The 24371-nt window shown below is 65.6% G+C and carries 20 protein-coding genes; 10 read left to right on the forward strand and 10 right to left on the reverse strand.

Annotated elements, in window-relative coordinates; translation table 11 throughout:
• Positions 1-49: 49 nt before the first annotated feature.
• From IB255_RS05980 to IB255_RS05990, 3 genes are all read right to left on the reverse strand, one after another.
• Entirely contained in the window at positions 50-502 is a 453-nt protein-coding gene (locus IB255_RS05980) for an REP-associated tyrosine transposase (RefSeq protein ID WP_081517406.1), read from the reverse strand.
• A 180-nt stretch (positions 503-682) separates the two neighbouring features.
• Positions 683-2266, reverse strand: coding sequence for a peptide chain release factor 3 (locus IB255_RS05985; RefSeq protein WP_054906664.1), 1584 nt, complete (start codon positions 2264-2266; stop codon positions 683-685).
• A 127-nt stretch (positions 2267-2393) separates the two neighbouring features.
• On the reverse strand, positions 2394-3665 hold the full coding sequence (locus tag IB255_RS05990; protein WP_081517407.1) for a cation:proton antiporter: 1272 nt from the start codon (positions 3663-3665) through the stop codon (positions 2394-2396).
• 447 nt (positions 3666-4112) lie between these two features.
• On the opposite strand from IB255_RS05990, the gene IB255_RS05995 reads away from it, so the two are divergent.
• The 5 genes from IB255_RS05995 (at position 4113) to IB255_RS06015 (ending at position 9444) form a co-directional block, all read left to right on the forward strand.
• On the forward strand, positions 4113-4829 hold the full coding sequence (locus tag IB255_RS05995; RefSeq protein ID WP_081517408.1) for an ABC transporter permease: 717 nt from the start codon (positions 4113-4115) through the stop codon (positions 4827-4829).
• Positions 4830-4855: 26 nt separating this feature from the next.
• A complete protein-coding gene (locus IB255_RS06000; RefSeq protein WP_081518155.1) occupies positions 4856-5794 on the forward strand; it encodes a glycine betaine ABC transporter substrate-binding protein in 939 nt (312 codons plus the stop codon).
• A 1-nt stretch (position 5795) separates the two neighbouring features.
• Positions 5796-6461, forward strand: coding sequence for an ABC transporter permease (locus IB255_RS06005; RefSeq protein WP_081517409.1), 666 nt, complete (start codon positions 5796-5798; stop codon positions 6459-6461).
• Between the two features lie 2 nt (positions 6462-6463).
• Positions 6464-7630: a betaine/proline/choline family ABC transporter ATP-binding protein gene (locus IB255_RS06010; RefSeq protein ID WP_081517410.1), complete on the forward strand. Its 1167-nt coding sequence runs from the start codon at positions 6464-6466 to the stop codon at positions 7628-7630.
• A gap of 650 nt (positions 7631-8280) precedes the next feature.
• Positions 8281-9444 carry a type III PLP-dependent enzyme gene (locus tag IB255_RS06015; protein WP_045209531.1) on the forward strand — a complete coding sequence of 388 codons (1164 nt, stop codon included), beginning with the start codon at positions 8281-8283 and terminating at the stop codon, positions 9442-9444.
• A 212-nt stretch (positions 9445-9656) separates the two neighbouring features.
• Here IB255_RS06015 and IB255_RS06020 read toward each other — a convergent pair whose 3' ends face one another.
• The 3 genes from IB255_RS06020 to IB255_RS06030 all read right to left on the reverse strand — a co-directional run bounded on the left by IB255_RS06020 (position 9657) and on the right by IB255_RS06030 (position 13038).
• On the reverse strand, positions 9657-11459 hold the full coding sequence (locus tag IB255_RS06020) for a phosphoethanolamine transferase CptA (RefSeq protein ID WP_081517411.1): 1803 nt from the start codon (positions 11457-11459) through the stop codon (positions 9657-9659).
• Positions 11460-11556: 97 nt separating this feature from the next.
• A complete protein-coding gene (locus IB255_RS06025) occupies positions 11557-12351 on the reverse strand; it encodes a tetratricopeptide repeat protein (protein WP_081517412.1) in 795 nt (264 codons plus the stop codon).
• Between the two features lie 6 nt (positions 12352-12357).
• Entirely contained in the window at positions 12358-13038 is a 681-nt protein-coding gene (locus IB255_RS06030) for a Fe2+-dependent dioxygenase (protein ID WP_081517413.1), read from the reverse strand.
• Between the two features lie 201 nt (positions 13039-13239).
• On the opposite strand from IB255_RS06030, the gene IB255_RS06035 reads away from it, so the two are divergent.
• On the forward strand, positions 13240-15498 hold the full coding sequence (locus IB255_RS06035; protein ID WP_081517414.1) for a TonB-dependent receptor: 2259 nt from the start codon (positions 13240-13242) through the stop codon (positions 15496-15498).
• A gap of 206 nt (positions 15499-15704) precedes the next feature.
• Positions 15705-18251 (forward strand): sulfite reductase flavoprotein subunit alpha, encoded by a 2547-nt coding sequence (locus IB255_RS06040; RefSeq protein ID WP_081518156.1) that lies wholly within the window; start codon positions 15705-15707, stop codon positions 18249-18251.
• Between the two features lie 227 nt (positions 18252-18478).
• Here the strand turns inward: IB255_RS06040 and lpxO are convergent, their stop codons facing one another.
• Positions 18479-19378 carry a lipid A hydroxylase LpxO gene (gene lpxO / locus IB255_RS06045; RefSeq protein ID WP_138212927.1) on the reverse strand — a complete coding sequence of 300 codons (900 nt, stop codon included), beginning with the start codon at positions 19376-19378 and terminating at the stop codon, positions 18479-18481.
• Between the two features lie 131 nt (positions 19379-19509).
• Here lpxO and IB255_RS06050 point away from each other — a divergent pair, with 131 nt between their 5' ends.
• The 3 genes from IB255_RS06050 to IB255_RS06060 are packed head-to-tail and all read left to right on the forward strand — an operon-like array spanning position 19510 to position 21853.
• The gene (locus IB255_RS06050; protein ID WP_192209878.1) at positions 19510-20265 is read left to right on the forward strand and encodes a 5-oxoprolinase subunit PxpA; all 756 of its coding nucleotides are present in this window, start codon (positions 19510-19512) and stop codon (positions 20263-20265) included.
• On the forward strand, positions 20262-20939 hold the full coding sequence (gene pxpB / locus IB255_RS06055) for a 5-oxoprolinase subunit PxpB (RefSeq protein WP_192209879.1): 678 nt from the start codon (positions 20262-20264) through the stop codon (positions 20937-20939). The genes IB255_RS06050 and pxpB overlap by 4 nt, the downstream gene beginning before the upstream one ends.
• On the forward strand, positions 20936-21853 hold the full coding sequence (locus IB255_RS06060) for a biotin-dependent carboxyltransferase family protein (protein ID WP_192209880.1): 918 nt from the start codon (positions 20936-20938) through the stop codon (positions 21851-21853). The genes pxpB and IB255_RS06060 overlap by 4 nt, the downstream gene beginning before the upstream one ends.
• A gap of 2 nt (positions 21854-21855) precedes the next feature.
• Here the strand turns inward: IB255_RS06060 and prfH are convergent, their stop codons facing one another.
• The 3 genes from prfH to IB255_RS06075 all read right to left on the reverse strand — a co-directional run bounded on the left by prfH (position 21856) and on the right by IB255_RS06075 (position 24298).
• A complete protein-coding gene (gene prfH, locus IB255_RS06065; protein WP_192209881.1) occupies positions 21856-22467 on the reverse strand; it encodes a peptide chain release factor H in 612 nt (203 codons plus the stop codon).
• Positions 22467-23603 (reverse strand): RNA ligase RtcB family protein, encoded by a 1137-nt coding sequence (locus tag IB255_RS06070; protein WP_192209882.1) that lies wholly within the window; start codon positions 23601-23603, stop codon positions 22467-22469. The genes prfH and IB255_RS06070 overlap by 1 nt, the downstream gene beginning before the upstream one ends.
• A gap of 212 nt (positions 23604-23815) precedes the next feature.
• Positions 23816-24298: an Lrp/AsnC family transcriptional regulator gene (locus tag IB255_RS06075; RefSeq protein ID WP_192209883.1), complete on the reverse strand. Its 483-nt coding sequence runs from the start codon at positions 24296-24298 to the stop codon at positions 23816-23818.
• Between the last annotated feature and the right edge of the window lie 73 nt (positions 24299-24371).

A 24371-nucleotide genomic window follows, 5' to 3' on the forward strand; every position in this document is an offset into this window, starting at 1 on the left:
GTTCGCGAGCAATAACGATGGCGTCCCCCTCGCTCCTACAGGCTATAGGTCACAGCCAGACGGCGTTCCAGAAGGGGTAGTCGCGAAGGGAGCGCACCAGGCCGGCGCGCAAGGGGTTGGCGACCAGGTAGCGGGCTGTAGCTTTCAGGTCTTCTTCGCGGCGCAGGGCGTGGTCGTGAAACCCTGACTGCCAGACTGTGCCGCTGCGACCTGTCGATCTATTCAGGGCGATTGCCGTGCGCGATTTGAGTTGCTGCATGCATTGGTTGAGACTCACGTCGCCCAGCTCTATCAGACAGTGCAGATGATCTGGCATGAGCACCCAGGCATGGATTCTGGCCGAGGTGAGTCCGGTGAACAGATGGATCACCCTGGCAACGGCAATGGCGCCAGTCCAGTGACTGAAGAGTCGTTCGCGTCGGTGTGTCACGGTGGTAACGAAGTAGATCTGCCCTGTAGCCGAGTGCCGCCCTCGACGTAAATCCTTGCCGTGAAACCCCATCGCTGATCCTCCGACACGTGCCTGGGCTAACTGTCGCAGAGGAGGTCAGGCCTGACTGTAGGAGCGAGCTGGCTCGCGAACCTGCGGGGTCCGGTTCGCGAGCAAGCTCGCTCCTACGAAAAGCCGGTCGGCGTAAACAAAAACGCCCGCACAAGGCGGGCGTTTTCGTGAGCGGCGAACTCAGTGGTGTTCGCGGGTGGCGCGGAAGGTGATGTCCGGCCAGCGCTCTTCCATCAGGCTCAGGTTCACGCGGGTCGGGGCCAGGTAGGTGAGGTGGCCGCCGCCGTCGACGGACAGGTTCTCGAAGGCCTTGTCCTTGAACTCCTTGAGCTTCTTCTCGTCCTTGCACTCGATCCAGCGCGCGGACCAGACGTTGATCTGCTCGTAGGCGCACTCGACCTTGTATTCCTCCTTCAGGCGGCTGGCGACGACGTCGAACTGCAGCACGCCGACGGCGCCGAGGATGATGTCGTTGTTGCGCTCGGGGAAGAACACCTGGGTGGCGCCTTCCTCGGCCAGTTCCTGCAGGCCCTGGCGCAGCTGCTTGGACTTGAGCGGGTCCTTCAGGCGCACGCGGCGGAACAGTTCCGGGGCGAAGTGCGGGATGCCGGTGAAGCCCAGCGCCTCGCCTTCGGTGAAGGTGTCGCCGATCTGGATGGTGCCGTGGTTGTGCAGGCCGATGATGTCGCCGGCGAAGGCCTCTTCCAGCTGCTCACGCTCGCTGGAGAAGAAGGTCAGCGCGTCGGCGATCTTCACGTCCTTGCCCAGGCGCACATGGCGCATCTTCATGCCCTTCTCGTACTTGCCCGAGCAGATGCGCATGAAGGCGATGCGGTCGCGGTGCTTCGGGTCCATGTTCGCCTGGATCTTGAACACGAAGCCGGAGAACTTCTCCTCGGTCGGTGCCACGGTGCGCTCGTGGGCGCCACGCTCCAGCGGTTGCGGAGCCCAGTCGACGATGCAGTCGAGCACCTGGTCGACGCCGAAGTTGCCCAGCGCGGTACCGAAGAACACCGGGGTCATCTCGCCCTTGAGGAAGGCGTCCTTGTCGAACTCGTGGCAGGCGCCCTGCACCAGCTCCAGCTCTTCGAGGAAGTTGTCGTAGAGGTCGCCCAGGTGCGCGCGTGCTTCGTCCGAGTCGAGCTTGTCGATGACCTTGGTCTCGATGCGCTCGTGGCCGTGGCCCGGCACGTAGACGATGATCTTGTCCTGGGCGAGGTGGTACACGCCCTTGAAGTCGCGGTAGCAACCGATCGGCCAGGTGATCGGCGCGGCCTTGATCTTCAGTACCGCTTCGATTTCGTCGAGCAGCTCGATCGGGTCGCGGATGTCGCGGTCGAGTTTGTTGATGAAGCTGACGATGGGCGTATCGCGCAGGCGGCAGACTTCCATCAGGGCAATGGTACGCGGCTCTACACCCTTGCCGCCGTCGAGGACCATCAGCGCCGAGTCCACCGCGGTCAGGGTGCGGTAGGTGTCTTCGGAGAAGTCTTCGTGGCCGGGGGTGTCGAGCAGGTTGATCATGTGCTCGCGGTAGGGGAACTGCATCACCGAGGTGGTGATGGAGATGCCGCGCTGCTTCTCCATCTCCATCCAGTCGGAGGTGGCGTGGCGGTCGGACTTTCGCGACTTCACGGTACCGGCGACGGCAATCGCCTTGCCCATCAGCAGGAGCTTCTCGGTAATGGTGGTCTTACCGGCGTCGGGGTGGGAAATGATCGCGAACGTGCGGCGCTTCGCGACTTCGGCGGCTTGGATGCTCATGGATGGGTGCCTGGTCGATTCGGTGAAGACGGGCGGCGAGCGGCCCGAAAAACGCGGGATTATAGCCTGATTCGAGGCGTCGCCGGCAGACCCGGCGACGCAAGGCGCTTGGCCTTTGATGGGGCCTTCAGTGGTGGCTGTCGGCGACGGGCTCGGCGCCTTTGTAGATGCGCCGCACCAGCGGGCCGATGGACAGGCCCTGGAGCAGGATCGACACCAGCACCACCACGTAGGTCAGGCTGAGGATCAGGTCGCGCTGCTCGCCCAGCGGCAGGGACAGCGCCAGGGCTACCGAGACGCCGCCACGCAGGCCACCCCAGACGAGGATGCGGATGGTGCCGGCAGGTACCTGGCGGCGGCCGTTTTCCCGCTGGCGCAGCACGAGGATGGCCGGGGCGACGGTGAGCAGGCGCGAGATCAGCACCGCGCCGCCGAGGACGAAGGCCGCGACCACGTGCAGCCAGTTGAATGGCAGCAGGAGCAGCTCCAGGCCGATCAGGGCGAACAGCAGGGCGTTGAGGATCTCGTCGATCAGCTCCCAGAACTTGTCGATGTAGCGCCGCGTCTCGTCGGACATGGCGTACTGCCGCGCCTGGTTGCCGATGATCAGGCCGGCCACCACCATGGCGATCGGCGCCGACACGTGCAGCCGTGCCGCCAGTGCTGCGCCGCCGATGACCAGGGCCAGGGTCAGCATGACTTCCACCTGGTACTGGTCGATGCCACGCATCATCAGGAACACCCCGTAGCCCAGCGCTGCGCCGAACAGGATGCCGCCGATGGCCTCCTGCACGAACAGCCAGGCGATGGAGGACACAGTGGGTGTCTCGCCGGCCAGCAGGATGCCCAGCAGGATGGTGAAGACCACCACGGCGGTGCCGTCGTTGAACAGCGACTCGCCGACGATGGTGGTGGCCAGCGGCTTGGGCGCGCCGGCGGACCTGAGGATGCCCAGCACCGCGATGGGGTCGGTGGGCGAGATCAGCGCGCCGAACAGCAGGCAGTAGATGAAGTCCACGTGCCAGCCGAAGAGGGCGAAGGTGTAGTAGGCCAGGTAGCCGATCACCGTGGTGGCGATCAGCACGCCGAAGGTGGCCAGCAGGCCGATGGGCCACTTGTAGTTGCGCAGGTCGGCGAGGTTCACGTGCAGCGCGCCGGCGAACAGCAGGGCGGGCAGGAACCAGGTCATCAGCACGTCGGAGAAGTCGATGCGGCTGATGATCTGCTGCATCTCGACTTCCAGGACCGGATAGCCGAGCAGCGACATGCCCTGGGCGATGAAGGAGAACACCAGGGCGGTGGCCATGACACCGATGGTCGGCGGCAGGCGGATGAAGCGGTAGTTGACGTAGGTGAGCAGGGTGGTCAGCGCGATGAACGCCGCAGCCAGATCAAGCATGGTGAAGGATCTCCGTGGTAGGCAAGACGCCGGCCCCGAGTGACCTATCCATGGGTCGGGGGCACGCGAAAGGAACCCGATGATAACCGCTGAGCGAAACCGCGTGCGTGTTCGCCGGGCGCATTCGGCGTTGGGCAAGTGCACCTGGGCGATGGTTCAGCCGGGTCGACGGTTTTTTTGAAAAAAACTTTGTCGCCCACAGCCCCCGGATCATGGGGGCTGACGCCGATTTCGCCTGCGCGCGATGGCACAAGGATGGCAATTTTATTGAACGGATGGGCACGGACGAGGGTCCATCCCTTCGCGACGGTAATCCGCAAACGCATGCGCAAGTGCTTGATTCCCGTCGCGTTTAATCGCGGTCCCAGATGGGTTTCTGGACGGGATCGAGCGTCAAGTGAGCGGGGCGATGCCAGTCGCCGCGCACCCGAAGGGAGTCCCCCAACCATGGTGAAAACCACCACGGGCAAGGCCCTGTTCGGCGTCTGCTTCGCAGTCGTTGTTCTGGCTTTGCTGATCCACTGGATCACCCCCGCCACCTTGTGGCAGTACCGCGAAGACCTGCTGTTCTACCTGCAGGCGCACCTGGTTCTGGTGTTCGCATCCATGCTGGCCGCCGTTGCGGTCGGTATCCCCGCCGGCATCCTGCTCAGCCGGCCCGCCCTGCAAGGGCAGGCCGAACGCCTGATGCAGGTGTTCAACGTCGGCAACACCATCCCGCCGCTGGCCGTGCTGGCCATCGCCCTGGCGATTGTCGGGATCGGCAACGGCCCGGCGATCCTCGCGTTGTTCCTTGCATCCCTGCTGCCCATCGTGCGCAACACCTACGAAGGCCTGCGCGCCGTGCCGGCCTCGCTCAAGGAAGCGGCCACCGGCATCGGCATGACCCCGCGCCAGGTGCTGCTGCGGGTCGAGTTGCCCAACGCGGTACCGCTGATCATGGGTGGCGTGCGCATCGCCCTGGCGCTGAACGTGGGTTCCGCTCCGCTGGCCTTCCTGATCGGCGCCAACAGCCTGGGCAGCCTGATCTTCCCCGGCATCGCCCTGGACGACCAATCCAAGCTGCTGCTCGGAGCCGTGTGCACCGCGCTGCTGGCGCTGGTGCTCGATGGCCTGCTGGTACTGTTCAGCCGCAGCGTGCTGGAGCGGGGGCTGACGCAATGAAGGGACTGGAATTCAAAGGAGCCGGCATGAAACGTCTGCTTGGCGCGCTGGGCTTGCTGCTCGCCGCCGCCACGGGAGCTGCGCACGCGGCCGACGTGATTCGCATCGGCGGCAAGCCGTTCACCGAACAGCGCATCCTCACCGCCATCACCGCGCAGTACCTGCAGAGCAAGGGCTATGAGGTGAAGGTCACCAACGGCCTGGGCAGCACCCTGGCGCGCAGTGCCCAGCAGAGCGGCCAGCTGGACCTGGTCTGGGAGTACACCGGCTCGTCGCTGATCGTCTACAACAAGATCAAGGACAAGCTGGATGCCCAGCAGTCGCTGGCCAAGGTCCGTGAGCTGGACGGCAAGAAGGGGCTGGTCTGGCCCAAGCCCGCACCGTTCAACAACACCTATGCCCTGGCCATGCCTGAGGAGCAGGCCGAGCAACTCGGCGTGCGCACCCTCAGCGACCTGGCGCGGGTGATGAAGGAGCAGGGCGCGAAGAAGACCCACCTGTTCGCCATGGACCCGGAATTCGCCGGGCGCCCCGACGGCCTCGGGCCGATGAGCGAGCTGTACGGCTTGCACTTCACCCGCGACGACGTGCGGCAGATGGATGCCGGACTGGTCTACACCGCGCTGAAGAATCGCCAGGTGTTCGTCGGCCTCGTCTACACCACCGACGGCCGCCTGAAGGACTTCAAGCTGCGCGTGCTGGAAGACGACAAGCACTTCTTCCCCTTCTACAACGCCGCCCCGGTGCTGCGCGCCGATGCGCTGCAGAAGCACCCGGAGCTGAAAACCCTGTTCGAGCCCATCTCCGATCTGCTCGACGACAAGACCATGCAGGCGCTCAACGCCCAGGTCGATATCGAACAGGAGCCGCCGCAGCGCGTAGCGCAGAAGTTCCTGCGCGAGCACGGCCTGCTGGGCGACAAGGCCAAGCCTGTCGAGGAACAACCCGCACAGGAGGAAAACTGACATGGACTTCATGACCGTGATTTCCCGCCTGGACTGGACCCAGGTCGGGCAACTGACGCTGCAGCACCTGATGCTGGTGTCCATCGCCGTGGGCCTGGCGATCATCGTCGGCGTGCCGCTGGGCGTGCTGATGACGCGCTTCCGCTGGCTCGCGGGCCCGCTGCAGGGCGCCGCCACCGTGGTGCTGACCATTCCGTCCATTGCGCTGTTCGGCCTGATGCTGCCGCTCTACTCGAAGATCGGCCAGGGCCTCGGCCCGCTGCCGGCGATCACTGCGGTGTTCCTCTATTCGCTGCTGCCGATCCTGCGCAACACCTACCTCGCGCTGACCAATGTCGAACCCGGCATCCGCGAAGCCGGCAAGGGCATCGGCATGACTTTCTGGCAGCGCCTGCGGATGGTCGACATCCCCATCGCCGTGCCAGTGATCCTCGCAGGCGTGCGCACCGCCGTGGTGATGAACATCGGCGTGATGACCATCGCCGCGGTGATCGGTGCCGGTGGCCTGGGCGTCCTCATCCTCAATTCCATCAGCCAATCCAACATGCCCATGCTGGTGGTCGGCGCCGTGCTGGTGAGCCTCTTGGCCATCGCCGCCGACCTGCTGCTGCAATGGTTGCAGCGTGCGCTCACCCCGAAGGGCCTGCGCCCGCAGACAGGAGACTGAACATGATCGAACTCGACCAACTGACCAAGACCTTCACCCTCAAGGACGGCAAGGAATTCCGTGCCGTGGACAAGGTCAGCCTGACTGTGGAGAAGGGCGAGATCTGCGTGTTCCTCGGCCCCTCCGGCTGCGGCAAGACCACCACGCTGAAGATGATCAACCGGATCATCCAGCCCACCTCCGGGCGTGTGCTGATCGACGGCCAGGACACCGCCGAACTGGACGAGGTGACCCTGCGCCGGCAGATCGGCTACGTGATCCAGCAGATCGGCCTGTTCCCCAACATGACCATCGAGGAAAACATCATGGTCGTGCCGCGCCTGCTCGGCTGGGACAAGCAGAAGTGCAAGGAGAAGGCGCGCGAGCTGATGGCCATGGTCAAGCTCGAGCCCAAGCAGTACCTCTCGCGCTACCCGCGTGAACTGTCCGGCGGGCAGCAACAGCGTATCGGCGTGATCCGCGCGCTGGCGGCCGACGCGCCGCTGCTGCTGATGGACGAGCCGTTCGGTGCGGTGGACCCGATCAACCGCGAGTCGATCCAGAACGAGTTCTTCGAGTTGCAGCGCAAGCTGGGCATGACCGTGATCATGGTCAGCCACGACATCGACGAGGCGATCAAGCTGGGCGACAAGGTGGCGGTGTTCAAGAGCGGCCGCCTGCTCCAGTACGATCACCCGGACACCCTGCTGGCGCACCCGGCGGACGAGTTCGTCAGTGCCTTCACCGGCCAGGACAGTACCCTCAAGCGCCTGCTGCTGGTGCGTGCCGAGGATGCCGCCGACAGCAGCATCGTCACCGCCAACCCGCAGACCAGCGTCGCCGAAGCGCTGGAGAAGATGGAGGAAGACGACCGCCGCTACCTGGTGGTGGTCGACGCCAGCGGCAAGGGGCTGGGCTATGTGCGCCGCAAGGACATGCGCCGCAAGGAAGGCGCGTGCAGCGACTTCCTCAACGAGTTCCGCGTGACCGCCAGCCACGACGAGCACCTGCGCATCCTGTTGTCGCGCATGTACGAGTTCAACAGCTCGTGGCTGCCGGTGCTGGATGCCGAGGGGCAGTTCCTCGGCGAGGTGACGCAGGAGTCGATCGCCGATTACCTGAGCTCGGGTCGCTCGCGTGGACGCAAGACCAACATCGTGTCGCCGGCGGAGGTGGCGCAGGCTTCCTGACCTGGCCCTGTAGGAGCGAGCTTGCTCGCGAACCTGTTCCTCCGCTGCGGACGGTTTCCCTCTCCCCCGCCCTCTCCCTGAAGGGAGAGGGAGCTATTCGAGCGCTCTGTCAGCCCAACGCTCGAGGATGACTCCTCAATTCTCGGCAGCTCCGATCAGTCCCCTCTCCCTTCAGGGAGAGGGTTAGGGAGAGGGCTCGCCCAGCTCCGATTTCCCTTGGTACACCCCTCACGAAATCCCCTCCGGCACCACCCATCCCGAACAGCTGAACTCCCCCCTCTGTCACCGGTCGTTAACTCAGTAGGACGATGATGCAGAAACGCGTCGAAAGCCCCGTTCTGTGCGGTATTCCGTGCATTTTGTTGAGTATCCGAAACAGTCAACCGGCAGTGCGACAAAGGGATGCGAAAAAGCGGCAATTCAGGGTTGAACTCAGGGACTTCAGGTCCTAAAGTTCGCGCCCGAACGTCCATGCTGGAAACGATCCATCCGGCTCAAGTACTGACGACGAGAGGCACCGGCTCCATTGACCGGTACCGGTGATACTCGGCGACATGCCTTGGGAAGTAGGCGAACCAAAGTGGGGAAACGGATTCGACGTTCAGCTTCACCCCTACGAATAACCTGTTCTGCCATTTGGAGTCCCAACCATGTCCATCAAGGTCGAGGATTACTTCGCCCCCGAAACCTTCCAGCGTATGAAGGCGTTTGCCGACAAGCAGGAAACCCCCTTCGTCGTCATCGACAAGCAGACCATCGCCGATGCCTACGACCAGCTGACCGGCTGCTTTCCGTTCGCCAAGATCTACTACGCGGTGAAGGCCAACCCGGCCACCGAGATCACCGAGCTGCTGCGCGACAAGGGTTCGAACTTCGACATCGCCTCCATCTACGAGCTGGACAAGGTGATGAAGACCGGCGTGCGCGCCGAGCAGATCAGCTACGGCAACACCATCAAGAAAGCCCGCGACATTCGCTACTTCTATGAGAAGGGCGTGCGCCTGTTCGCCACCGACTCCGAAGCCGACCTGCGCAACATCGCCAAGGCCGCGCCGGGCTCCAAGGTCTACGTGCGCATCCTCACCGAGGGCTCCACCTCGGCCGACTGGCCGCTGTCGCGCAAGTTCGGCTGCCAGTCGGACATGGCCATGGACCTGCTGGTGCTGGCCCGCGACCTTGGCCTGGTGCCCTACGGCGTATCCTTCCACGTGGGTTCGCAGCAGCGCGACATCGGCGTGTGGGACGCGGCCATCGCCAAGGTGAAGGTCATCTTCGAGCGGCTGAAGGAAGAAGACGGCATCGAGCTGAAGCTGATCAACATGGGCGGCGGCTTCCCGGCCAACTACATCGCCAAGACCAACAGCCTGGAAACCTACGCGGAAGAAATCATCCGCTTCCTCAAGGAAGACTTCGGCGACGAACTGCCGGAAATCATCCTTGAGCCGGGCCGTTCGCTGATCGCCAACGCCGGCATCCTGGTCAGCGAAGTCGTGCTGGTGGCGCGCAAGTCGCGTACCGCCGTCGAGCGCTGGGTGTTCACCGACGTGGGCAAGTTCTCCGGCCTGATCGAAACCATGGACGAGTCCATCAAGTTCCCGATCCACGTGGAGAAGGCGGGCGAGCTGGAAGAAGTGGTGATCGCCGGCCCGACCTGCGACAGCGCGGACATCATGTACGAGCACTACAAGTACGGCCTGCCGCTGAACCTGGCCGCCGGCGACCGCCTGTACTGGCTGTCCACCGGTGCCTACACCACCAGCTACAGTGCGGTGGAATTCAACGGCTTCCCGCCGCTGAAGGCTTTCTACCTGTAAGCCATGCTGCACTGAAAAAGCCCCGCTGATGCGGGGCTTTTTCTTTTCTGGCGGCGTGGACGGGCGATGGACTGAATCCGCTGCGCACTGTTGTCGGAGCGAGCCATGTCCGCGATCGCGCCCATCGGGCGCTCCTGCAGGTTGAATCCATGGGTGGGGCCGAATGAAAAACGCCCCGCAGGGGCAGGGCGTTTCATCGCATCGCGGGAGACTCAACCCTCCTTGGGTTGCGTCTGCACCGGAGCCTGGGCCGTGGCGGGAGCCTCGGCGTCCTTGGCGATTTCCTGTTCCGGCGCGGCCTTGTCCTGCGGCAGCTTGTCGAACTCGTGCAGACCGTCCTTCTTGTACGGGTCGCCGATCCAGCGCGGGGCGGCGGCGAACTGCTCGTTCACCAGGCTCTTGGCCGGTTCGTAACGGTCGTAGCTCAGGCCGGCGAGGTCCGACAGCGTGTGGATCAGGTGCGAACTGCTGTAGGAGCGGTTGGCCACTGCCTGCAGGTCGCGCGGGTGCTCGGCCTGCCAGCTCGGCGAAGTCCAGACCATGAACGGAATGGTGTACATCGGCCGGGTCGGGTCCATCTCGTTGCGACCCAGACGGTCGTGGTTGCCCGAGCTGTAGACCTCCTCGCCGTGGTCGGAGAGGTAGAGCATGAAGCCGTTGGCGTTGGCCGCCGAATAGCGCTTGATCAGGCTCGACACCACGAAGTCGTTGTAGCGCACTGCGTTGTCGTAGAAGTTGTAGGTCTCCACCTGGTCATCCGACAGCGCCGAGGGGGCGCCCTGGCGGTCCTTGAAGTAGGCGAATTCTTCGGGATAGCGGTAGCGGTAGTCCATGTGCGTGCCCAGCAGGTGGACCACGATGAACTTCTTCTGCGCCGGGTCCTTCAGGGCCTTCTCGAACGGGTCCAGCACCACGCCGTCGTACTGGCTGGCGTTCTGGTTGCGCTGGTTGTTCAGGTACGCCTGCTCGTCCGTCTGCTGGGAGAAGGTGGTGAGCATGGTGTTGCGCTTGGTCATCGTCTGCTGGTTGGTGATCCAGAAGGTCTTGTAGCCTGCCTGTTTCATCAGGTTGATCAGCGACGGATCGGTGAGGAACCTGTCCGGGTTCTGCTCATCGCCGAAGGTGAGGATCTGCTGCATCACCTCGATGGTGTAGGGGCGCGGCGCGACCACATTCTGGAACACGGTCAGGCCCTGGCCGCTGGCGGCGAGGGCGTCGAGGTTCGGCGTGGTGTCGCGGCCGTAGCCGTACAGGTGCATGTGCTGGCGGGTGGTGGATTCGCCCAGCACCAGGACCAGGGTGCGCGGCTCGTTGCCGCTGCTGTCCTTGAGGTTCTGCAGGGGCGGCAGCGAGGCGTTCTGTTGCAGCAGCTTCTGCATGTTGTCCAACTGCTGGCGGTACTGGACGTAGCCGACCACCAACTGCCACGGTACCGCCGGCTCCATGCGCGACTGCACCTTCTCCACCGCCTGGGCGAAGGTGCGCTCCTGGGTGACCATCTGCTTGTAGAAGGGGTAGAACAGGTTCAGCACGACCAGCAGCACGGCCAGCGGCACACGGGCATAGGCCGGCATGCTGATCGGGCGGATGCGCTTCCACAGCACCACGGCGACCACGCTGTAGGCCAGCAGCGCCAGGCACAGCCAGAGGCTGAAGTACTGGCTGAAGTACTCGCCGGCTTCGGCGGTGTTCGACTCGAACATCACGAAGATGACGCTCTGCGAGAACTCCTGCTTGTAGATGCCGAAGTAGCTCAGGCCCACCAGCGAGGCGCCCCAGAGCACCAGGCCGATGACGGCGGCGATGCCCCTGGTGAAGCGCGGCAGCAGCAGCGGCGGTGCGAGCCACAGGCTGCTGAGGAAGAACGCGTCGCGGAAGCCGGCAAAGCCGGTGGTGCCGCTGAACAGGATCAGCGCCTGGGTAACGCCGGAGAAGTACCAGAAGAACAGCAGGAGCCAGCCCAGGGCGGCCCAGTCCACGCGTTTGCGCGCTGCGGGGGATGTGGTGTTCGACACTTGCGCCTCGTCGTTACGTGGCGGCTGCCGAACACTCCGGCAGCCAGGGTAGCCGGCGAAGCTAGCAAAGCGGGCGTGAAAATTACGTCAAGGGGCGTCAGGCGACGCCCATCTGCTCGGCGAGGTGACGCAGGTCCGACTCGTCACCCAGTTCGGCGGCGCGCTGGAAGTAGGCCAGGGTCAGCTCGCGCAGGCTCGGCGGCATGGAGGCCGCCAGCTGCTGGCGGGCCACGCGCAGGAAGTTGAGGTTGCCGCCTTCCAGTGCGCGCTCCAGCCAGATGCGTGCGGCTGGCAGGTCGCCGCGCTCGGCGAGTACCGAGGCGTGGCTGAACTGACCACGGAAGTCGCCGGCCTCGGCCGATCGGCGGTACCACTGGTGCGCTGCCTCCAGGTTGCGCGGCACCGCCAGGCCCTCCTCGTGGAAGCGCCCGACCAGGTTCATCGACTTGGCATGGCCCAGCGCCGCTGCGCTCTGGTACAGCGCCAGTGCGCGGGCATCGTCGCGTTCCACGCCACGGCCGGTGGAGAGCAGGTTGGCGAGGTTGTACATCGCCCAGTCGAGCTTCTGCTGCGCGGCGATGGCGTAATGGCGGGAGGCGCCGGCCTCGTCCTTCGCGCAGCCCCAGCCGTGCTCCAGGCAGCGCCCGAGCATGTTGCGCGCCATGGCGTGGCCGCGTTCGGCGGCGATACCGAACCAGGTCAGGGCGAGGCTGACGTCCTGCTCGATGCCGTGGCCGTCGAGGAGGATCTGCCCGAGCAGCGCCTGGGCTTCGAGGTCACCCTTGCGGGCGCCGGTCACGATCAGGCGGGCGGTCTGCCGCGGGTCGTCGGTGAGCTGGCCGGTGAGGTCTTCGACGTTGATTTCTTCAGTGCGACGCAGGATGAAACTCATGGCGGGTCAGACGTCCACCCAACGGCGCAGCAGGTTGTGGTAGGTGCCGGTCAGCTCGATCAGCGCCGGATGGTCCGGCACGTCACGGGTCAGCGCCTGGATCGACTGGTCCATCTGGAACAGCAGGGCGCGCTGGCTGTCCTCGCGCACCAGGCTCTGGGTCCAGAAGAACGAGGCGATGCGCGCCCCACGGGGCACCGGGTTGACCTTGTGCAGGCTGGTGGCGGGGTAGAGCACCAGGTCGCCGGCCGGCAGCTTGACCTGCTGGGTGCCGTAGGTGTCCTGAATCACCAGTTCGCCGCCGTCGTAGTCCTCCGGGTCGCTGAAGAACAGCGTCGAGGACACGTCGGTGCGCACTCGCTCGCGGCCGCCCTGGGTGTCGCGCACGGCGTTGTCGATGTGGAAGTCGAACGAGCCGCCGCCGGTGTAGCAGTTGAACAGCGGCGGGAACACCTTGCTCGGCAACGCGGCCGACTGGAACAGCGGGTTGCTCCACAGGCGCTGCAGCATGGCTTCGCCGATTTCGCGGGCCAGCGGATGGTCCTGCGGCAGTTGCAGGTTGTGCTTGGCGCGGGACGACTGGTAACCGGCGGTGACCTTGCCGTCGGCCCACTCGGCCTGTTCCAGGGCGGCGCGGATGCGCGTCACCTCATCGCGGGTGAAGACGCCGGGAATGTGCAGCAGCATGGGCCGGTTCCATCAGTTTCGATAATTTGCCAATGATAATGATTTGCAACATATCGGTACAACCGGCATACCCCTACTTCCGACAGGGAGAAAGTGTAAAAGTTGTAAATCATGTGCGTATGGTAATGAATGTGAATTGATACAAATTCTCAGTTGCAATAAATTGCGCGGCCTTCATGAACCCCTGGGGAGGGAGTTTCGATGTCGCGTCAATCCACCGAGTTCGCCGGCAGCAAGCCGCGCCTTCTAGTCAGCGCTGTCGGCGTGGCGATCACCGCCATGTCCGGCGCTCAACTGGCCCATGCTGACGAAGCGCCGAAGAAGTCCGGCCAGGACGTGCTGTCCCTGGACGCCGACACTGTCGTCGGCACCCAGCAGCAGGACCCGACCACCTACAACGTGGAGAAGTCCTCCAACGAGAAGTACACCGCGCCGCTGCTGGATACGCCCAAGACCGTCACCGTGATCCCGCAGCAGGTGATCAAGGATACCGGCGCGCTGACCCTGCAGGATGCGCTGCGCACCACGCCCGGCATCACCTTCGGGGCGGGTGAGGGTGGCAACCCGGCGGGTGATCGCCCGTTCATCCGCGGCTTCAACGCCGAAAGCGACACCTTCCTCGACGGCATGCGCGACGTCGCCTCGCAGACCCGCGAAATCTTCAACATCGAGCAGATCGAAGTGAGCAAGGGCCCGGGTTCCGCCTACACCGGCGCCGGCTCCACCGGTGGCAGCCTGAACCTGATCAGCAAGACCGCCAAGCAGGCCGACTTCAACGACGCCAGCGTCGTGCTGGGCACCGACCAGACCCGCCGCACCACCCTCGACGTCAACCACATGCTGGGCGACAACGCGGCCTTCCGCCTGAACCTGATGAAGCACGATGCCAACGTCGCCGGCCGCGACGAGGTGAATGTCAGCCGCTGGGGCGTCGCGCCGACCATCACCTTCGGCTTCAACACGCCGACCCGTGCGACGCTGTCCTACTACCACCTGTCCACCGACGACATGCCCGACTACGGCATCCCGCTGACCCTGGCCGGGCGCAGCGAGCGCAACCCAAGCAAGCCGGTGTCCGTGGACAAGAGCAACTTCTACGGCCTGAACGACCGCGACTATCGCAAGAGCACCACCGATACCGGGACCTTCCGGATCGAGCACGACCTGAACGACAACCTGACCCTGTCCAACAGCTTCCGCCTGGTGCGCACCACCCTCGACTACATCGTCACCAACCCCGACGACAGTCGCGGCAACGTCGCCAACGGCCTGGTCTATCGCTCCTCGAAGAACCGCAACTCCACCTCCAAGGGCTGGGTCAACCAGACTGACCTGAAGTCCACCTTCGACACCGGCTTCGTCGGCCACACCCTGGTGACCGGTATGGAGTTCAGCTACGAGGACGTGCACAACCGCCCGTACGTGATCACTCCGGGCGGCGGCAGTGGCAACATCTGCACGCCATCGCTGATCGCCAGCGGCGACTGCACCAGCCTGAACAAGCCGACCCCGGGCGACCACTGGACCGGCAGCATCACCGACAGCGCCGCCTTTACCGACACCGACACCAAGACCGCCTCGGCCTACGTGTTCGATACCCTCAAGCTCAGCGAGCAGTGGGACCTCAACCTCGGCCTGCGCTACGACGACTTCGAGACCCGCTCCAGCGGTTATTCCACCGGGGGCCGCGGCTCGCCCGCCGGCGATTTCGACCGCCAGAACAACTCCCACTTCTGGAACTACCAGCTCGGTGTGGTCTACAAACCGGCGCCCAACGGCAGCGTCTACGCCGCCTGGTCCACCTCCAGCAACCCTAGCGGCGAGACTGCCGGTGAAGGCGGTGGCGACCTGGCCCTGGCCAACACCAACCTCGATCCGGAACGCAACCGTAACTACGAGATCGGCACCAAGTGGGCGTTCTTCGACGAAGCGCTGTCGCTCAATGCAGCGATCTTCCGCACCGACAAGACCAACGCCCGTGTTGCCTCGCCGGATGACTCCACCGTGCAGGTGCTCGATGGCGAGCAGCGTGTGCAGGGCGTCGAGCTGGGCTTCAGCGGCGCGCTGACGCCCAAGTGGAAAGTCTTCGGCGGCTACACCTACCTGGACAGCGAGATCCTCAAGTCCAGCGTGGCCAGCGACGAAGGCAACCGCATGCCACAGACCGCACAGAACAACTTCACCCTCTGGTCGACCTACGACGTGCTGCAGAACTTCACCGTGGGCGGCGGCGCCACCTACGTCGACGAGCAGTACGGCAACACCGCCAACAGCACCATGATTCCGTCCTACTGGCGCTACGACGCCATGGCCAAGTACGTGATCAGCAAGAACGTCGACCTGCAGCTCAACGTGCAGAACCTGACCGACAAGCGCTACTTCGACCAGGTCTTCAGCACCCACATGGCCCACGTGGCCCCTGGTCGCACCGCGCTGCTGGGTGTCAACGTCCACTTCTGAGAACGAGCTCCTTCCGTTGGGGCGCGCACCTCTGGCGCCCCGCCCCGGCCGATGCTCCTCGGCCGGGGCTTTTCTTTGTCCGGGGCTGGCGCCCGTACGGCGAAGGTAAGGCCAGGGTAAAGATTGTTAAATCGGCTGCGCTTGCGAGCCATTCTCATTAAAATGCCCGCCCTGCGTGATGGGTGTCCGAAGGTGAAGTCGCGGTGTTGAAGAAAGTCCTTTTCCAGTTGCATTGGCTGTTCGGTATCAGCGCAGGGCTTGTGCTGGCACTGATGGGCATCACCGGGGCGATGCTGTCGTTCCAGGATGAAATCCTGCGCGCCATCAACCCCCAGAGCCTGGTGGTGGAAAAGCGCGCCGAAGCCGTGCTGCCGATGGACGAACTGATCCGCCGGGTGGAGAGCGCCGAGCCGGGCAAGAAGGTTTCCTTCCTCTGGCTGAAGACCGAAGGCGTGGAGTCCGCGCGCATCTTCTTCAGCCCGCCACCGGGCCAGCGCCGGGGCGAATCGCTCTATGTCGACCCGTACACCGCGCAAGCTCTGCCCGCGCCAGTGGGCGAGGGCGCCTTCATGTTCATCATGCAGCTGCACCGTTTCCTCGCCGCCGGCGAAGTCGGCCAGCGGATCACGGCCGCCTGCACCCTGATCCTGATCTTCTTCTGCCTCTCCGGCCTGTACCTGCGCTGGCCGCGCAAGGCGCTGAACTGGCGCACCTGGCTGACCTTCGACTGGCGCAAGAAGGGTCGCGCCTTCAACTGGGACCTGCACGCCGTCGCCGGCACCTGGTGCCTGGTGTTCTACCTCCTGGCCTCGCTGACCGGCCTGTACTGGTCCTACGAGTGGTACCGCAACGGCCTGTTCAAGCTGCTCGACGACGCCCCTGCCGGCCAGGCCAAGGGCGGCCAGCGCGGCGGCAAACGTGGCCCGGCGCCCGAGGGCCCGCCGCCGGTGGTGGATGCCACGGCCATCTGGAACACCGTCGCGCAGACCGGCGGCCCCAACATGACTGCCTACAACTTGCGCCTGCCGCCGGTGAAGGGCCAGCCGGCCACCGTGTTCTATCTCCTCGATGATGCCGCCCACGAACGCGCCTTCAACGAGATGACCATCGACCCGGCCAGCGGCAAGCTGCTCAAGCACCGCCGCTACAACGACAGCAGCGCCGGCAAGCAACTGCTCACCAGCGTCTACGCCCTGCACGTGGGCAGCTACTTCGGCCTTACCGGGCGCATCCTGATGATGCTCGCGAGCCTCGCCATGCCGCTGTTCTTCATCACCGGCTGGCTGCTCTACCTCGACCGCCGCCGCAAGAAGCGCGCCGCGCAGGCCGCCCGTGGCGAATTGGGCAGCAACGCCGCTGGCGCCGACTCCTGGCTGGTGGGCTATGCCAGCCAGAGCGGCTTCGCCGAGCAGCTGGCGTGGCAGAGCGCCGGCCAGTTGCAGGCCGCCGGTTTGCCGGTGCGTGTCGAGCCGCTGGGCAAGCTGGATCGCGCGCAGCTGGAGCAGACCCGCAACGCGCTGTTCGTGGTCAGCACCTTTGGCGAAGGCGAGGCGCCGGACAGCGCCCGTGGCTTCGAACGCCAACTGCTGGGCCAGACCCTCGGCCTCAATGACCTGCGCTTCGCCATCCTGGCCCTGGGCGACCGCCAGTACGAACACTTCTGCGGCTTCGCCCGACGCATGCAGGGCTGGCTGCAAGGGCAGGGCGCGCGCCCGCTGTTCGACGGCGTGGAAGTGGACAACGGTGATGCCGCTGCGCTGCACGACTGGCAGGTCCGTCTGGCCGAACTCTCCGGCGGCGCGCCGCAAGTGGCCTTCACTGCACCAGCTTTCGAGGTCTGGACGCTGAGTGGTCGCGAACACCTCAACCCCGGCAGCCAGGGCGAATCCACCTGGCTGCTGCGCCTCACCGCGCCGAACGATTCGCAGATCGACTGGGCTGCCGGCGACCTGGTGGAAATCGTCCCGCGCCAACCGGACTTCCTCGTCGCCCGCTGGCTCGAGCGCCTCGGCCTCGATGGTGCTGCCAAGGTGCAAGTGGATGGCCTGGCCCTGCCGCTGAAGGACGCCCTGGCCGGCTGCCTGCTGCCGGGCAACCTCGAGCACCTGGTCGGCCAGCATGGCCAGGCGGTTTACGACGCGCTGATCAAGCTCTCGGTGCGCCAGTACTCCATCGCCTCGTTGCGCAGCGCAGGCGCCCTGGAGCTGATCGTCCGCCAGGAGCAGCACGCCGACGGCTCGCTGGGCATCTGTTCCGGCTGGCTGACCGAGTACCTGCCCGAGGACGGCAGCCTGCTGCTGCGCCTGCGGCGCAACCGCAGCTTCCACCTGACCGAGGAGGATCGCCCGCTGATCCTGATCGGCAACGGCACCGGTATCGCCGGCCTGCGCGCACTGCTGCAGGCGAGCGTGGCCGAGGGCCGGTCGCGTAACTGGTTGCTGTTCGGCGAGCGCAACATCGCCCACGACTTCTACTGCCGCGAGGAACTGGAAGGCCTGCTGGCGCGCGGCGAACTGCAACGCCTGGATGTCGCCTTCTCCCGCGACCAGGCCGAAAAGCTCTACGTGCAGGACCGCCTGCGTGCCAGCGGCGAAGTCCTCGCCCAGTGGCTCGACGACGGCGCGGCGATCTACGTCTGCGGCAGCCTGCAGGGCATGGCCGAAGGCGTCGACCGCGCCCTGCGCGAGATGCTGGGGGACGTCGAGGTCGAGGCGCTGCTGGAGAGCGGGCGCTACCGCCGCGATGTCTATTGATCCTGCGTCAGGGGGAGCTCATCGCGCTGGCCTGAACCTGTAGGAGCGGGCCATGCCCGCGACCTGCCGGCACCGCCGGCGTTGGCGTCCCGCACAGCCGTCGCCGGTACCTGCGGATTTCGCGGCCAGCGATGCACCTGCAAACGGATCGGTCCACGATGTCTTGAACGGTCCGCAAACAAAAAGGCCCCCGCGAATGCGGAGGCCTTTTTGATTTCAGGCGCGGCTCATATCCATAAGAACAGTGCCAGCACCGCCGCGAAGAAGCCCCACTTCTGCAGGTAGTACAGCTTGCGGTTGCGCTTCTTCAGCGCCTTGCCATGCAGGCGGATCTTGTACAGCGAGGCGAAGGCGCGGTTGATGCCGCCGGTCTTGTCGCCCGCGTCGTTGGGCGAAGCCGCTGCTGCCATCACGTTGCGGCTGAACCAGCGGTTGAACGCCGTCACCCAGCCGTATTTCAGCGGCCGCTCGATATCGCAGAAGAGGATCACCCGGTCGTGATCCGTGGTGTTCTCGGCGTAGTGGATATAGGTCTCGTCGAATACCACCGCCTCGCCGTCGCGCCAGTGGTAGCGCTCGCCGTCCACCTCGATGAAGCAGCCCGGGTCATTCGGCGTCAGCAGGCCCAGGTGGTAGCGCAGCGAACCGGCATAGGGGTCGCGGTGGCGCACCAGGCGCGAGCCCGGCGGCAGCTCGGCGAACATCGCCGCCTTCACCGACGGAATCTGCCGCAGCAGCTCGGTGGTCTTCGGGCACAGTGCGTCGGCGGACGGGTGGCTGTCGTCGTACCACTTCAGGTAGAAGCGCTTCCAGCCGGTCTTGAAGAAGGAGTTGAAACCCACGTCGTTGAGCTGGTCGGAACGCTTGATGCTGCCGGCGTCGCGCAGGTGCAGGGCTTCGCTGCGGATGGCTTCCCAGTTGTCGGCAAGCAGGCGCATCTCGGGGAATTCGTCGGTCGCCAGGTACGGCTGGCTCGGCACCCGTGAGAACAGGTACATCAGGCAGTTGATCGGCGCCAGGAAGCTGGAGTGGTCGCTCAGCTGGCGCGTGAATTTGTGGCGCACCCGCCCACGCAGGTGGACATAAACGATGCTCAGGCCGAAGGCGGCCAGGATGGCGGCTTTGATCATTCGGGGGGAGATTTCCACGGGTCTAGAGGCGGGATGGTACTCCTCCTGAGCGTGACTGAGTATTCTCCGAAGGCCAAAGGCCTGCAGGTGCTTTAACCTGTGGGAAATCTGGAAGGACGGCGATAGCGATGATCGAGCCCACCCCGCGTATCCTGCTCAACTGCGATATGGGCGAAAGCTTCGGCGCCTGGCGAATGGGCGACGATACCCACGCCATGCCTCTGATCGATCAGGCCAACCTCGCCTGTGGCTACCACGCGGGCGATCCGCTGACCATGCAGCGCACCGTTCGACTGGCGGTGGAGCAGGGCGTCAGCATCGGCGCGCACCCCGCCTACCCGGACCTGGCTGGCTTCGGTCGCCGGCACATGAGCTGTTCGCCCGCAGAAGTCCACGCCCTGGTGCTGTACCAGATCGGCGCGCTGGACGCCTTCTGCCGCGCCGCCGGCACCCAGGTCGCCTACGTGAAGCCCCACGGCGCGCTGTACAACGACCTGGTGCGCGATGACGCGCTGCTCGCCGCGGTGCTCGATGCCTGCGCCGCCTACCGCAAGCGCCTGCCGCTGATGGTGCTGGCCCTGGCCGACAACAACCGCGAGCTGCAACTGGCTGACGCCGCCGACGTGCCGCTGATGTTCGAAGCATTCGCCGACCGCGCCTACCTGCCCGATGGTCAGCTTGCCCCGCGCCGGCTGCCCAACGCCGTGCACCACGAGCCGCAGCGCATCCTCGACCAGGCCTTGGCCATTGCCCGTGGCGAGCCTTTCCCGGATATCGACGGCAATCTGCTGCGCCTGCGCGCCGACAGCCTCTGCGTGCATGGTGATAACCCCGAATCCCTGGCGGTGCTGCGGCGCCTGCGTGGCCTGCTGGACCAGGCATGATCCGTGTCGAAGCCTTCGGCGCCACGGCGCTGCTGATCACCCTCGCGGAACAGCCCGACGATGCGCTGCCGCTGCGCATCGCCCGACTGGCCGAGCGCCTGCGTACCGAGCTGGGCGCGGCACTGACGGATTGTGTGCCGGGCTGGACCACACTGTTGCTGCACTACGACCTGTTGCGCACCGACCTCCCGCAATTGCAAAGCCGCGTGCAGGCCGCGCTGGCGGACTGGCCCGGCGACTCCCTCGCCGACAGCGCCGGGCGCCTGCATGAAATCGCGGTGTGGTACGCCGGTGAGGACCTTGCCGAAGTCGCCCGTCTCTGCGGGCTCACTCCGGCGCAGGTGATCGATCTGCACGCTGGCCGCGACTATCGCGTCGGCGCCATCGGCTTCGCCCCCGGTTTCGCCTACCTCGGCGAGCTCGACCAACGCCTCGCCCTGCCGCGCCGGGCCACGCCGCGCACCCACGTGCCCGCCGGTAGCCTGGCAATCGCCGAGCGGCAGACGGCGGTTTATCCACAGGCCTCGCCCGGCGGTTGGCACCTGCTCGGGCGCACCGCGCAGCGCCTGTTCGATCCGCATCGGCAGCCGCCTTGCCCGCTGGCTGTGGGCGATTGCGTGCGCTTTGTGCCCATCGATGAGGCAGCTTATCGCGCGGCCGGTGGCGAGCCATGAGCCTGAAAATCATGGCTTGCGGCCTGCTCTGTCTGCTGCAGGACGGCGGCCGACGGGGCTGGCAGCACCTGGGCGTATCGCCCGGTGGCCCTGTGGACAAGCACGCGGCGGCCTGGGCCAATCGCCTGCTCGACAACGGGCCGGGCGTGCCGTTGCTGGAAATCGCGCTGGGCGGAGTGGAGCTGGAAGTGCAGGCTGACACCTGGCTGGCACTGGCGGGCGCCGAGTTGCCGGCGACGCTCGATGGTAAGCCGCTACCGGGCTGGTCGCGCTTTCGCGTGAGGGCCGGGCAGCGCCTGAAGCTGGGCTTCGCCCGTACCGGGCAGCGGGCGTATCTCGCCGCTGCCGGAGGTTTCTCGGCGCAGCCGATACTGGGTAGCGTCGCGACCCAGATGCGGGAAAAACTCGGCGGTCTTGCCGGCAATGGCCAGCCGCTCGCCGCCGACGATCTGCTGGAATGTGCCGTCTACGGCGAGCGATTCACTCGCGGTGCCAGCGTGCCCTGGCCTTATCGGCCGGACTACCGCGAGGCCCCGACACTGCGCGTACTGCCCGGCCCGGATCCTTTCAGCGAGGACCAGCGCCAGGCCTTCTTCGAACAGCGCTGGCAGGTCAGCCCGCAGTCCGATCGCATGGGCGTGCGACTGCGCGGCGAAGCGCTGAACGCGCCTCGCCGGCAATGGTCGTTGGGGGTAGTGGAAGGCGCCATCCAGGTGCCGCCGGACGGCCAGCCGATCGTCCTGCTGGCCGACCGCCAGAGCATGGGTGGCTACCCGCTGCTGGGCGTGCTGCACCCGCTGGACATCGGCCGCCTGGCGCAATGCCCGGCGCACAGCGAAGCGCGTTTCACCCCGGTGAGCGTGGAACGTGCGCAGGCGGACCTGCGCACGTTCCTGCGCTTCTTCTGCGGCTGACATCAGCCCTCGAAGCGTTCACCGCGAAACACCCGGCGCGGATTGCCGCGTTCCAGATGGTGATGCACCAGCCGGCGTTCGGCGCGCAGCTCGCTGCTTGCCTGCTCCGCGCGTTCCTCCAGCTTGCGGGCGATCAGCAGCAGCGCCAGGCGCTTGTTGGCGTGCTGGCTGCGCTCAGTCTGGACCTTCACGCTCAGACCGCTGGCAACGTGGGTCGCGCGTACTGCCGAGTCGGTGGTGTTGACGTGCTGCCCGCCGGGGCCGGAGGAGCGCAAGGTTTCGAAGCGTACTTCACCTTCGAGGCTGGCCGGCGGCGCACTGAAGCGTGCGCCGCCGAAGTACCAGTTCTTGCGCCCGTGATTGGGCCGATAAGGGCTGGCGCAGACCCATTGCAGGGTGCCGCTCCAGTCCTCGGCCAGGGTTGCCGCCGAGTCACCGTCCAGCGCCAGCAGCACCGAGAGCAGGGTGCCTCGGCGCGGGCCGGCTTCTTCCTCGATCACGCGCACCTCGACACCGTTGGCCTCGGCCTCGCGCAGCAGGCGCTGCAGGGCCTTGGCCACGGCCAGTGCGCATTCGTCGGGCCCCTGGGCCGCGGAAAGTTGCAGCAGGATCATCAGCAGCACTCCCCGCGGGTCTTGTAGGTCAGCACCGGCTTCAGTCGCGCCAGTACCCGCAGCAGCCCTGCTTCACGCAGCGCACCGACCACCGAGTCGATGGCCTTGTAGGCCTCCGGCGCTTCCTCGTAGATCAGCCCGCGATCGCCGCAGATCACCCGGCTGCCCAGCGCAGTACGGGCCAGCTGCTCGACGCGGTAGCGCGCCGAGAGACGGTCCTTGCACTCGCTGCGCATCCACTTGCGCCCCGCGCCGTGGGCGAGGGAGAAGAGGCTGCGTGGGTCGGCGACCGGTTCCACCAGGTAGCTGTAGTCGCCGCGCGAACCGGGGATGACCATCACCCCGCGATCCGCCGGCGTCGCGCCCTTGCGATGCAGCCAGCCGTCGACGCCTTCGACCTGCGCCGGGCTGACGAGGTTGTGGTTCACGTCCAGCACCTGCGAACCGTCCGCACGCAGGCGGTCGAGTATGCGCCGGGCGATCAGCTGGCGGTTGGCTTCGGCGAAACGCAGCGCGCCATCGTGGCGAGCCAGGTAGTGAGCGCAGTCGTCGGTGCCTTGTTCCAGGCCCTGGTGGCTGAAGCGATCGACCTGCTCGCGCAGGATGGCTTCGCCCAGGCCACGCGAGCCGCTGTGCACCAGCAGGAGCAGGTGCCGGCGGTCGAGGCCGAGGGCTTCGACGGCGACTTGGTCGTAGAGCTGATCGAGTTGCTGCAGCTCGGCGAAGTGATTGCCGCCGCCGATGGTGCCCAGCGAATGCTCGTGGCCGCAGGGCGGCAGGCCGAAGCTTGCGACGCGCTCGATCCAGTCATCGTCCAGCGGGCCGTCGAGGTTGCCCAGGCGCTTTTCCAGCTTGTCCAGGTTCAGTTTGGCGGTGGCGATATCGGTGCGCCACAGCGCCATGCCGCAGCCGATGTCGTTGCCCACCAGCGCCGGATACAGGCGGCCGGTGGTGAAGAACGCCGCGCCGATCGGGTAGCCACGACCGGGGTGCAGGTCCGGCATGCCGGCGACACGCTGCATGCCCGGCAGGCGGGCGGTGGTTTCAAGTTGCTGGATCGCTTTACCTTCGATCCAGGTGTCGTCCGCGGCGATCAGGGTGATGCCGTCGGACAGATTTTGGATGCAATTGCCCATTGTCCAATCCCATGAGGAATGAAACGAAAAAAGAGGATGGGGGCAGGCCGGAGCCGGGCAATGCGGTGCCGCCAAAAGGGGCGGCGGGGAAGCGATTACGCCAGACGCGACCTGCAAAGGGTGATCAGTGCTTGCATGATGTCTCTCCTTTGCTGTCGGTGGATGGGAAGGGTGCGAATGATAGGCGCACGGCGGCGCGCGCGCAATCTTCGCTATTTCGGCAGGTGGCGCAGCGGCAGGGGCGCCGACTCCTTCACCGTCTGGATGGCGAAGTTGCTGCGAATGTCGCTGACGCCCGGCAGCTTGAGCAGGGTGCCGGTAAGGAACTGCTCATAGGCGCGCAGGTCGGGCAGCACCACTTGCAGGAGGAAGTCCGACTCGCCGCTGACCAGGTGCACCGAGATGACTTCCGGCAGGTCGATCACGGCCTGGCGGAAGGCGGCGGCGCTGGTGTCGCTGTGACGCTCCACCTTCACTCCGACGAACACGGTCAGCCCGAGGCCGACTTCGTCGCGGCCCAGTTCGGCGTGGTAGCCACGGATCATCCCGGCTTCTTCCAGCAGGCGCACCCGGCGCAGGCAGGGGGAGGGCGACAGACCGATCTCCTCGGCCAGTTCGACGTTGCTCAGGCGGCCATCGCGCTGCAGCGCGGCGAGGATGCGGTGGTCGTAGGCGTCCAGTTTAGGGTTTGGCATGAATGGCTACTGTTTAAGCTTTAGACTGGCAGAGTATGCCAATTGTTAGCGTCAGACTGGCTGAATACGCAAG

Origin of the sequence: Pseudomonas sp. PDM22, assembly GCF_014851965.1 — a bacterium.
Taxonomy (GTDB): Bacteria; Pseudomonadota; Gammaproteobacteria; order Pseudomonadales; family Pseudomonadaceae; genus Pseudomonas.